General features: G+C 53.7%; 9 protein-coding genes. 4 read left to right on the top strand and 5 right to left on the bottom strand.

Going from position 1 to position 11468, the window contains the following annotated elements:
* Positions 1-66: 66 nt before the first annotated feature.
* Both M0R33_RS21010 and traF read right to left on the bottom strand, forming a co-directional pair.
* Positions 67-1524 (bottom strand): conjugal transfer protein TraH, encoded by a 1458-nt coding sequence (locus tag M0R33_RS21010; protein ID WP_292573914.1) that lies wholly within the window; start codon positions 1522-1524, stop codon positions 67-69.
* Positions 1521-2537, bottom strand: a complete 1017-nt coding sequence (gene traF / locus M0R33_RS21005; protein WP_292573912.1) for a conjugal transfer protein TraF — start codon at positions 2535-2537, stop codon at positions 1521-1523. Before traF ends, M0R33_RS21010 begins: the two co-directional genes overlap by 4 nt.
* A 488-nt stretch (positions 2538-3025) precedes the next feature.
* Here traF and mobI point away from each other — a divergent pair, with 488 nt between their 5' ends.
* Positions 3026-3496 carry a conjugative transfer protein MobI(A/C) gene (gene mobI, locus M0R33_RS21000; protein ID WP_292573910.1) on the top strand — a complete coding sequence of 157 codons (471 nt, stop codon included), beginning with the start codon at positions 3026-3028 and terminating at the stop codon, positions 3494-3496.
* A gap of 384 nt (positions 3497-3880) precedes the next feature.
* On the opposite strand, the gene trfA is transcribed toward mobI, so the two are convergent.
* Together trfA and M0R33_RS20990 are read right to left on the bottom strand one after the other, a co-directional pair.
* Positions 3881-4747, bottom strand: coding sequence for a plasmid replication initiator TrfA (gene trfA / locus M0R33_RS20995; protein WP_292573908.1), 867 nt, complete (start codon positions 4745-4747; stop codon positions 3881-3883).
* Positions 4748-4754: 7 nt separating this feature from the next.
* Complete coding sequence (locus M0R33_RS20990; protein WP_292573906.1) at positions 4755-5237, bottom strand: hypothetical protein; 483 nt, start codon at positions 5235-5237, stop codon at positions 4755-4757.
* A gap of 110 nt (positions 5238-5347) precedes the next feature.
* On the opposite strand from M0R33_RS20990, the gene mobH reads away from it, so the two are divergent.
* From mobH to M0R33_RS20975, 3 genes are read left to right on the top strand one after another with little or no spacing between them, the layout of a single operon-like run.
* Positions 5348-7699, top strand: a complete 2352-nt coding sequence (gene mobH, locus M0R33_RS20985; protein ID WP_292573904.1) for a MobH family relaxase — start codon at positions 5348-5350, stop codon at positions 7697-7699.
* Positions 7696-9540, top strand: coding sequence for a conjugative transfer system coupling protein TraD (traD, locus tag M0R33_RS20980; RefSeq protein WP_292573902.1), 1845 nt, complete (start codon positions 7696-7698; stop codon positions 9538-9540). Before mobH ends, traD begins: the two co-directional genes overlap by 4 nt.
* Positions 9537-10169: a DUF4400 domain-containing protein gene (locus M0R33_RS20975; RefSeq protein ID WP_292573900.1), complete on the top strand. Its 633-nt coding sequence runs from the start codon at positions 9537-9539 to the stop codon at positions 10167-10169. Before traD ends, M0R33_RS20975 begins: the two co-directional genes overlap by 4 nt.
* A gap of 36 nt (positions 10170-10205) precedes the next feature.
* Here the strand turns inward: M0R33_RS20975 and M0R33_RS20970 are convergent.
* A partial coding sequence (locus M0R33_RS20970) for an ABC-three component system protein (RefSeq protein ID WP_292573898.1) occupies positions 10206-11468 on the bottom strand: 1263 nt, incomplete at its 5' end.

Genomic DNA, 11468 nt, shown 5'->3' with positions numbered 1-11468 from the left:
GGGCGACCTGCCTTTTTATTGAACGAGGGAGAAAACCATCATGGTGGTGAACGTGAGAAGGAGATATTAAGGACTTGGCCAAGCCATCCCGGAAGCCGGCAACTGCGCCACGGTGCCATAGTGTTTAGGCTTCACGGTGGTCATCAATTGCTGGTAAAACGCCATCAAGGTTTGCGAATTACCGTAGCGGCCGGCAATGGTGACGTATTCGTCCTGGATCTGCTCCCTGGCATCCTTCAAGGCGTCCATCAACAACTTAGCATAGGCGTGGTCGTTCATGTGCGCGGCGGTCTGCACGGCATTGAGCAAATCGTTGACGATCAATTGCGCCAGTTCCAGGGCAATCACCGGTGCGGCTTCTTCGGCCCACAGTTTGGCAATGCCGGCATCTTCCCGTGCCAGGTTATGGATCATGCCTCCGATGGCATCCGGTACGGTTTGCATGAAGGCTTTTTCGCTGTCGGTGATCTGGCCAGAGTTGGTCGAGAATTTGTAAATCAGGCCGTTGCCGGAATTCGCCGAACCCAGCAGGATGTCCATTACCCGCTGCTTCAAGCCGACCAAATTGACGTTTTGGACAATGGGTTTGAGACACTGATCGGCATCGTGACCATCCGAACAGGTATACAACCTAACGGTCTGATAGCTGTTGCCGGCGTCATTGCCGTACATCAAATCCTTGATCCGCAACACCGGCGGCGGCGCGCTGATGGCATTATTCTCGCCCTTGCCGTCGGGGGCCGCTTGTGGGGCGTCGACGATTACGGTGCCGGATATACTCATCGCCGCTTCCAGCAAACTGTTACCGCCGAAGCGAAACCATCCCCCAGCGTTCTGATTGACCAAGGCCCGCCACACCAAATTGCCTTGAATGATCTTGGTCATGTCGGCGGGGTCGTTCTGCTTGATCTGCTGTACCGGATCGCCCAGAGTGCTGGTATTGGTCCAGCTGGAAAATACATCCGAAATGCCTTGGGTAAATGAGGCATTGGATAGGTTGGTTTTGCTTTGCAGATCGAAAGCTTTAACCGTGTCGTTGACCAAGCCCTGAGCTAAACGGCAGGAGTTGCTGAACATTTGATTCATCTCCTGGATTTTCTTTTGCAGGTCGGTCATCACCGAGGCACACCAAGGACACATGGCACCGACGGCCAACTGAAACGCATAACCGGCGGCATTGCCGGCTACGTTACGCATCAATTGCACGAACTGGTTGAAGTTGATGAAACTGAAACTGCCGGCGAACAAATCGATGCCGCCGCAGCCGGCGCTGAATGAAGGCGGCACGAACGAGACCAGGTTGGTATTGGTGATGCCATTGCGCGCCACCAGACTGCCGCCGGTAATCACGCCACGGCGCTGTCCCAAATGCGCGGTTGGTGCTGTGAAATTGGTCATGGTGCCGAACATGCTATCCATTTCCTGTTGCAGGTCGGCATAGGCCGGAACGGCACTCTCAACCAACAGAATCAATACTAATACCTGGCGATATTGGTAGCGAAATCGAAATGAAAACGAAATCATGGTGTACTCCCCATTTGCGCACTACGTTGCAATGCCTGGATCAGTGACAGTGGATCTTGAGTGACCGCAGGGCTGATGCTACCGGCGGCCGGTAACAACATCGGAGTGTTACGGATGCCCTGAGTGGTTTGGTATTGGGAGGCATCGATCCAACCCGCTTCCTTGGCGGCCAGCAGAATCCGACCGGTGAGTTCCTCCAACGACAAGGCGCCTTGCGCCAACGGTACGATTTGCTTGGGCGGTTTCATCAAAAACAGCGCTGGGGTTTGTTCAACCCCCAACATCGCGGCCTGACCGTTATCCCGTTTGAACTCACTGAAAAAGCCGTTCGGCATCGGTAAGCCATCCAGCGACACCGGATAGATTTTGAAGCCGTAAGCGTTTTCCAGCATTGCCAGAATCGGCGCCTGCACATGGCAATAAGGGCAATCGGATCGAAAGAAAAACAAAATGCCGGCTTGCGCTGCAATCGCCTTCAAGGCGCGTTCGGCCACCACGCCGGCCTGATGATTGGCTTCATTGGCGGCATAAGTCGCTACCGGTCGGCGCACGGTTTCATCGAGTTGCGGATCGGACATCACCACGTAACGGGCGGCGTTGGTAAAGCGCTCGGCTTTATCCATCATCACCCGCTGTAGGTAATAAAACGCGGCCACATTCTCGGGACTCGGATCGTCGATCGCCTGGTTCAGGTAATGCTCGAGGTTTTGCTTCAACCAGGCGGAGGACAGTGGCTGGGGTTCTGCAGAAGGATGGGCTTGAGTTTTGAGTTCAATTTCAGCCTGAACGACGCTGGACGGTTTGCCGTCAGGCTTGGGATTTTCCTGATCAGCTTGAATTTCGGGTTGGGATTTTTTAACCGGCTCCGGCAACACCTCATACCAAAACCAGCCGCGTTGTTTGTCTTCGAAATATGGCACAGTCGGCATGTCGACAGCCTCATCGGCCCTGGCGGGCAATGCTTGCAGCAACATCGTCAGTACCATCAGCAATACGGCGGGATATGGGTTCATAGCCCTATTGTCACACCGGTCAACAGGCTACTCGTCTGCAATAAAGGTCAAATTCGACCCAAGATGCAAGATAGGGCAAATTTTTTTACCTTGGTTGCAATAAAGGGCAATTTTGGCCTTTGTTGTCAGGCCGCAGGCTTTTCCCACTCCTAGAATCCGCGACAGGTTGTGATCAGACTCAGTTCATAAACCTGTGCAGGATTTCCGTTCGGCATGTCCCTGATCTATCAGGGACATTCGGCAAACTTTTTCAGCCATTCGCTAGGCGCCGTGTCTGAACAGGGATAGGCCGATAACCCCTTTACCAGGGAACATCGATGCCAACCTGGCGATTTTTCACTGTCTGAATCCCTGATCATTCAGGGACGCAGGGGCGGTGTGTCTGTACAGGTTTTTAGCTCTAGCCCTGTGTCATACCGGAAAATCCCCCCAAAAATCCCTCAGGGACGATCACTCTAAATCCCTGAAGTTAAGTATTAGGAAAATTCATGAAAAGCGACGATATCGAGAAAGAACCCTTATTGCCGACTGATGCTGTCGTCTTGTCCTGGCTGGAGAACAAAGCCGAGCAATTGCATGCCCATGCCCGCATGTTGGTGGATGATTACTGGCGACAATTGAATCAGCGACACCAACACGTGGCTACCAAAGAGCGCGGCCGTATTGGACTTAGAATTCGGCGCCGTGAAAGTCGGCTGTCATTTAGCATCGAGTGGTACCGAATGGCCACCCTGCGCCAAAATGGTCAGAATAAACCGATCTGCCAATACCTGAAAAAAGGTCCTGGCTATCACTATCCCTTGCAGCGGATATTGAAGGGTGAGCCCGACTGGGAACAGCAACTGGTAGAAACCTTGGAAAACGAATTCGCCGATATCCGTAAGCAAATGGCCATGCTAGGCAAACTGCGCGATGCCTATTTGCAGTTTCAAAAAGCCATGGAAACAGGTTTGCGCTGAGTGTCGATGACGCTGCTGATTGGAAGGCCAAGGCCCAAAGTTATCCACAGGGCAGCGGTCCTATATTTAGATTAAAAAAAGATTATAAATAGATTAGCACCCGTTTTTTCGAGTCGTTGAAAATCGCTGCAGGCCACGTCAATCGTGTCTTGCAGCGATTTCAAAAAATTGACCGAGCGTTAGTCGAATGCCGTGTGTTTTGTCAGCCGAATGCCGTGCTTTGCGTTAGCCGAATGCCGTGGGGTGTCAGTCGAATGCCGTTACCTTGTTAGCCGAATGCCGTGCCTCTGTCAGTCGCATGCCGTGTGCCCGTCAGCCGAATGCCGTGTCGGGGTGGCATCGACCGGGCTAAAAGTGCGTCAGTCGAATGCCGTGCCTTTTTGTTCAGTGTTGATTGAGCTCAAGATGCCGTTTTTGCGTCGGCGTCGGTTGTTTTTTGACCTTGACGACATCCTCATTGATTTCAAAATTCTCCAAAGCACCGATCATGACCAAAGCTTGCAAGGCTTTTCGCATCCGTAGTTTGAAGTCGCGGGGGTTTTTGGTGCTACTGCCGCTAAGTTGGTAAAGCGTTTGCAGTTTCAACGGATACGGTGCGGCATGCGACGACAGGAAGCCATGCAGCCATAGCGCCAGTGGATGTTTACGCAATTGCTGCCGCTGTTCGAATTCGATATGGGTGTATCCCTCTTCGAACAGTCGCAGCATCGATTCGGTCAGTTCCACCACATAGCGTTGGGTCACTTCGTCGCGGTGGTAGCGCAAGAAGCCTTTTTCACCAAAGGTCTGCCGACCGTTATAGGTAATTTCGACGAAGGCACCGCCCAAACGCGCCATGGATTCTTTCAACCATTCGTGCTGACTCTTGCCGGTCGAACGGCCTAGCGCCATCAGCAACGCGTGCGCACTGAAGGTTACGCTAAAGCCAGGCAATTGCGTTCTGGACAAATGGACGATCTGCATCCAGACGTCCAGATCCGACTGATTGAGCTGAACGCCGAGATAACGAACTTCGATCCCATCGACCGCTGCCAGTAAGGTACGCTTTTTGTACGCAATCCGCTCATTACCCTGCACGCCAGCAAACAAGGCACTGCGCAAACAGGCATTCGGCGTGCCGCGCATAGCGGCTGGCCAGCTGGGAAGCGTAGCTAACGGCTCAACGCGTCGGGGTTGGGCTTTCTTTCGCTCAGTCAATGACTGGAAGCGTTCAGTCAGATTGGTCAGTGATGTGCCGGTATTTTGGGTCATACCATCCTCACTTTTTCAAGCTGCGTGGATCGCAGTGCCGGAATGTCGAAGTTACTGGAGGCGGGTTACTCTCGATCAGGTCGTGTTCCGCTTCGGTCAAATCGAGTTGATGATGACAATACTTGCGCCAAGCGCGTTCTAATCGAGACGGGTCGTCGCCGAACGGCACGCTGGGAGCACTCTGGTTCGGACTCGTTTCTTTGCCTTTTGCAGTCACTGCGGAATCTGTATCCGTGTGCGGCCTGGGCAAATCCACTTGACTGACGACATGCTCTATCGACGCCGTCCGTAACGCCGAACCGCCCATTCCGCCGGCCTGCCAAGCACTGTCCAAGCGCCAGGGGCCTTTGGAATCAAGCATCATCGATCCGATCACGATTTCGTCGACACGCTCATCCCGTGCGGCTGGCGTTGAGCAAGCGGTGCACAGCACCAGGGCAAATATCGGGATAAAAAAGCGACGATAGGGGAAAATGCTGTCAATGTTCATGCGGCCTCCAGACGAATTAGAAAGCGCAGTACATTAATAACAATTTTTTCAGATCGTCCTGCAATAAAGGTCGAATTTGACCTTTATTGCAGGAAGGGTCGGAAAATTTTATGTCACTATGCGGCGTCATGGAAAACGCCCCGTCATCTTTCATTCAACGTATCAGTCAGCGTCTTTGGGGCGACAAATCGGCTTTGGCCAGTGCACCGCCGGCATCGTCTGGCGAGGAGATTCCACGCTATCCGCCGTTCATGAAGGGGCTGCCCGCGGCATCGGTAGAGCGTATTCTGGCCACCCAAAGCGAGCTGATTCAATCGATCGAGCAGGCATTGGCATTGCCGGATGCGTTGTATCAGGCGATTGCACTGCCAGTCATTACCCGCTATGCCGCATTCAGTCACTTGTTACCGGCCTCCGAATCACATCACCATCGCGGCGCCGGCGGTTTGTTTCGGCACGGCCTCGAAGTCGCGCATTGGGCAACGCTAGCTGCGCAAGGTTCTCTGTTTGCAACCGACGCCACACCCAAGGCTCGCAAAACCTTGGAGCCGCGCTGGCGATTGGCCGTGTGTTTTGCCGGTTTATTGCACGATATCGGTAAACCTGTGTCCGACATCGCTGTCACCGACAGTCAGGGTCACCACACCTGGAATCCCTGCGACGAAAATTTGACCGACTGGGCGGCACAACACCGTATCGATCGCTATTTTTTGCGCTGGCGAGAGAACCGTCATAAGCGCCACCAACAGTTTTCGGCACTGGTTATCGAGCGGGTGCTGACGCGTGAGTCGCGCGCCTACCTGCTGGAACCGGGGCCCGAGATCATGCAAGCGCTACTGGAAACGTTGCATGGACTGGATCGCGGTAGCAAACTCTACGAGCTAGTGGTTACCGCTGACTGCAAAAGCGTGGAACGCGATTTGAAGACCCATGCGCATTCGGTCGATGCGGCGTTGGGCATGCCGGTCGAGCGGTATCTGTTCGATGCGATGCGGCGCTTGATTAAATCCGGCCAGTGGCTGGTCAACGACAAAGGCGCCAGAGTATGGCGATTCCAATCCGGTGTGCATATTGTCTGGCGTACCGGTGCGCAAGACATAGTCGGTTTGCTGGCCAAAGACAAAGTGCCCGGTATTCCGCGCGATGAAGATACCTTGGCGGATATTTTGATCGAACGCGGTTTGGCCATTCCCAAACGCGATGCAGAGGGGCGCCAGTACCGCTATTGGCGTATGCGACCCGATAACTTGGACGCCGTATTTTACATGCTGCGTTTGGCATCGTTGGAGTCGATATTCAGCAATGAGCCGCCGGCCGCGATCGAAGGATTTGAAGTCGAGGATGAGGATCGTAATACGCCAACTCAACCCGAAACCAACGACCAGGCATTGCCCGAAAAGTCAGTAGCGGTAAAACCTCGCAAACCGATCAAACCCAAGCAGGTTTCACAGACACCAGCAACCGACCGCGAAATGCCAAACTTGGCTGTCTTTCCCGATGGCAATGTCCAAGAGCAGGTCCCGTTATCCCCTGCAATGCAGGTTGAATCGGAGGCCAGTGAAACCGACAAAACCACCACCCTTGTCGAGGACGCATGCACGCCGAGTGTGGATGACGATGCCCAGTCTTCAGCCGACTCTCAAGTGGAAATCGTAACTGAGCAAATCCAAACGCAATCCATCCAAGTTCCAGAAACCTTATGGCTCAGCAATCATGGCCTGGCCGGCGCTTGGCTTATCGAAATCGCGACACGGATCGCTCAGGGTCTGTGGCCATGGGCCGGAGACATCTTCGAAAGACAAGGCAAATGGTTCTGCCTGTTTCCAGACGTTCCGCAAAAGCTTCAGATCGAAAGCGATGTGTTCATTCAAGGATTGGTCGATCAAAACTGGTTAGTAACCGATTTGTTGTCTCCGATGCGTAAAGTGCAAACCCTAGGGCCGCAACGCGTCGTACAACTGGCCGCGGAACCAGCGCAGATGTTATTGCGCATGATAGGCGGTTTATCGACTCAACCGTCTAATGACACTTCAAATACATTTCCCACTGAAAACGCCGAGGTCAAACCAGACAATCGTATCGATCCAATCAATCCATCGACCGTTCAAAAGCCCACCAAGCAGCGAGACAGCAAAACCAAACCAAGGAGCCAGAAACAACCGGCAGAGCCTCCGGTAACGTCGACAACGGTCACTATTTCCGCCAAACCGAGCACTCACGACGACATTAAGCACGTTCAACCTGGACAAGATTTTCCGGCGGTGGGCGCGTGGATTTCAATTCTGCGCAGGTCTCCAGATCAGCAAGACGACTGGATCACTGTGTCTGATGATGAACTCGGGGTCTACCTGGACGCTCATCCCGACTTGAAACGCTACGAGTTCCTACGCGAAATCAGTCAGCATCCTGACTGCCAAGTGATGGGGCGGGGGCAAGGCATCAAAGTACGGATCAAACCATGAAATCCGATTACGACTACCAATTTCCTTGGCGACCCATCTTTGAGGTGTATGCCATCACTGGCTGGTTGGGCGGTGCCGGATTGGCGCATTTTACCAGTCGCTGGTCAGGCTTGCCGCGTGAGCCGTTCGACTGGTTGATGACGGCGTGTGAGGTCATGGCGTGTTGGCGGCTGTCGCCGGCAATCAGTCTCTGGTACCGCAAACGCCGGTTGCGCCAGTTTCGATTCCAATACCTGGATGCCGAGAAGCTGGTAGCCATGGTGGAGCGGAACCCTGAGGCCTTATGGTTCGGCTGGGGATTCGATTGGGTGCAAAAACATGCGCAATTGGCCTATGAGATTTTGAAACGCGATGTCTCGACCTTGATACCCAGCGACCATCAGCGCATGGGCTCGGCCTGGATACACGGATTGGAAGTATCCGAAAGCGACATCCGCCAGCCTTTACAGCATACCGCCGGCCATACGCTGCTGGTCGGTACCACTGGTGCCGGCAAAACCCGCGCTTTTGACGTGTTGGTGACGCAAGCTGTGTTGCGGGGCGAGGCGGTGATCATCATCGACCCCAAGGGCGACAAGGATTTGATGGTCTGCGCCAAACGCGCCTGCGCCTTGGCCAAGCGCCCGGATCGTTTCGTGTATTTCCACCCGGCGTTTCCGGAAGACAGCGTACGACTCGATCCCTTGCACAATTTCAACCGGCCTTCGGAAATCGCCAGCCGCATCAGCGCCATTTCGCCCAGTGAAAGCAGTAACGATCCGTTCAAAGCCTTTGGGCAAAAATCACTGGATAACGTGATTCAAGGCTTGATGGTGATCGAGGAACGGCCAACCTTGGTCAAACTGCGCCGTTATTTGGAAGGCGGCCCTTCGACGCTGGTGATTCAAGCCCTGGAACGTTATTTCGATAATAACCTGGGCCATTGGCGGCAAGAGGCGCGGCTTTACCTGAAGAATGCCAAGGACATCGATTCCAAAGCAGTAGGCCTGGTGCGATTTTACCGGGAGGTCGTGCAGTATCAATTGCCCAATCTGGATTTGGAAGGCCTGTTGTCCTTGTTCGAACACGACCGAGCACACTTCAGCAAGATGGTCGCCTCCTTGATTCCGATCATGAATATGCTGACCTCGGGTTCCTTGGGACCCTTGCTATCGCCGAATCCGCATGACGTGGATGACTTGCGTCCCATTACCAATACCGGCCACATCATCGAAAAAGCCCAAGTCGCTTACATCGGTTTGGACTCGTTATCGGATGGCATGGTGGGCAGTGCGATTGGTTCGATTTTGTTGGCGGATTTAGCGGCCGTCGCCGGCGACCGTTACAACTACGGCGTCTCGGATAGACCGGTGAATGTGTTCGTCGACGAGGCCGCCGAAGTCATCAACGATCCCTTCATTCAAGTCTTGAACAAAGGCCGTGGCGCCAAGATTAGGCTGTTCATCGCCACGCAAACCTTTGCCGATTTTGCCGCCCGTACCGGTTCCCAGGATAAAGCCCGTCAGGTATTAGGTAACGTCAACAATCTGATCGCGCTGCGAATCATGGACAGTGAAACACAGCAGTACATAACCGACAATCTGCCGAAAACCCGATTGAAATACATCATGCGCACCCAAGGCGTAGCCACTAGCGCGACCAATCCTACGGTGTTTTCCGGCAATGTCGGCGAACGACTGATGGAAGAAGAAGGCGATTTGTTTGCCCCGCAGTTACTCGGACAACTGCCGGACTTGCATTACATCGCCAAATTATCCGGCGGCCGCATCGTCAAAGGCCGCTTGCCGATACTGCGGTCGGAATTCGATCGACAACGGGATCGCCAAGGCGCCGGCTCATGACCCGCAATCTGTTGTTCAGCCTGATGCTGTGGCTACTGGAAGTGATTCTGGTGGCCAGTTTCGTTTCGGATCGCTGGACGCGGGAACTGCAGCGCGCCGAAGACCGGATGATGATCGGCTATTTTGGCGCCGATAAAGAATCTCAAATCAGCCACACCGCGCAACGCTGGTTTGACCGTTTGTTCGTCAGCACCGGTATCCGAGAAAGTGTGTTCCGCTACTTCATCCCGACCGAGCGCGAACGGCAGATGTCCAAAGGCTTCGAGGATGTGGGGCGCAACGATTTGTTTCCCTTTATCGAAAGTCGACTGAACGTGCTGTGGGACACGATCTTTCAGATGATCAAGCGCCTGACCACAGCCTGCATCTGGTTACCGTACCTGGCAGCCGCCTTGCTGCCGTTTGTCGTCGACGGACTGGTGCGGCGCAAGATCAGCCAGACCAATTTCGATTATCCAAGCCCCATGGCACATCGCTACAGTCTTTACCTGATTCTGGGCGTGCTGTATCTGTTGCTGGTCAGCTTGACTTTGCCGTTCCCGATTCCACCGCAAGCCGTACCGGTGGGCGTTTTTGTTATCGCCTATGCCGTCAACGTGCTGTTGGCCAATACGCAAAAACGGGTATAGAGGAAGCCCATAGGTTTAATCAGCCCCCTTATTAGCCTACCCAAATCTTATGCCAAACAATCCACCGTCTTCGGTGGCGTCGGTTAAATGGTTAGGCAGCAAATAATCGTTAAGGTCGAAGCCCTCGCTGACTTCCTTGAAAGCGTCGTCTTCATTCATCGTAACGATATACTGAAAGCCGAATTCTCGGGCAATCTCTGAGCCAAGACGCAATGCACTGATGACTTGGCGTCCATCAACGCCATCAAATAGATGACTGTCATGAATCAGAAATCCCGGCCCAATCTGCCGCTTAGCACACAAACGCATTAGCATCATATCGAAGCAGAAAATCTGCATATTCTTGATGCCCTTGCTGCGTTCGCCCTGCATCGGAAACTTGAATATCGGTCCGTTGGAGGTTTCATCGACTGTCATGCTTCCGGCCGATTCATACAAGCGTTTAGAGGTTTCTTCGAAGGCAACAATGGCTTCCGCCAGTCGATCTTTCTGCTCCGCGAAGTCGCGCCGCAAGCGAATCATGAGGCGATTGCGCTCTATCTCCAGCTCGTTCTTGGTACCTTCGAGTTGCTCCGCTGCTTCGAAGCGTTGTCTTAGCGATTCCACTTCGGATTCCAGTCGTCCCAGCTCCCCTTGCAGCTTGAGGAACTGTTCGAGCGCGCCATGGCTCTTGAGAATACCTAGGATTTCACCTCGCCGCTGGTCGAGCCGTGCCTTTTTACTATCCCGCAGTTCGATGCGTAGCTTGGCAGCTTCGAGTTCACTTGACAGATAGTCCTTACGATTGCGCACCACCGATTCGTGAAAGCTCTTCACGTCCTCATAGCGGCGCTTAACCAAACCAGGAAGCACAATGCCTGCTTCTTGATAAACTGCCTGGAGGTCTTCAAGGTCAGGAGGAACCTCGGAGGTGAGCGCGCTTTGCAGATCGCGGATAGCAGAGAAGTCGACAGTGTTGGCGTTGGCCAACTCATTTAGCTGACGGGTTAACGTGGCACTTTCGACTTCCAGTTCCCGGTATTCCGGCAAGATCTGAAAAGTCTCAACTTCTGCGTGAAGTTTCTTGAGACGAGCTTCCTGAATGGTAAGGTCAGTGCGCAAGTCTGCCGCCTTGCCGATGATTGAACCGAACGCACCGGTTCCGGCCGCCTTTTTCAGCTCATCTAGGGTCTTTTCGCGATCGCGAACAGCTTGCCAATCACGGGCGATCTGCCAGTCCAATCCGAGTAGGAACATCAACGCCATTTGCATGTCGCCTGTACCTTGCATCATGGCCTGCTTCTCCGGCGTCATAAAAGC

This window comes from Methylomonas sp., assembly GCF_023228165.1.
Taxonomy (GTDB): Bacteria; Pseudomonadota; Gammaproteobacteria; order Methylococcales; family Methylomonadaceae; genus Methylomonas.
Note: the sequence above shows the minus strand (reverse complement) of the source record. Positions and strands in the feature narration are given on the sequence as shown.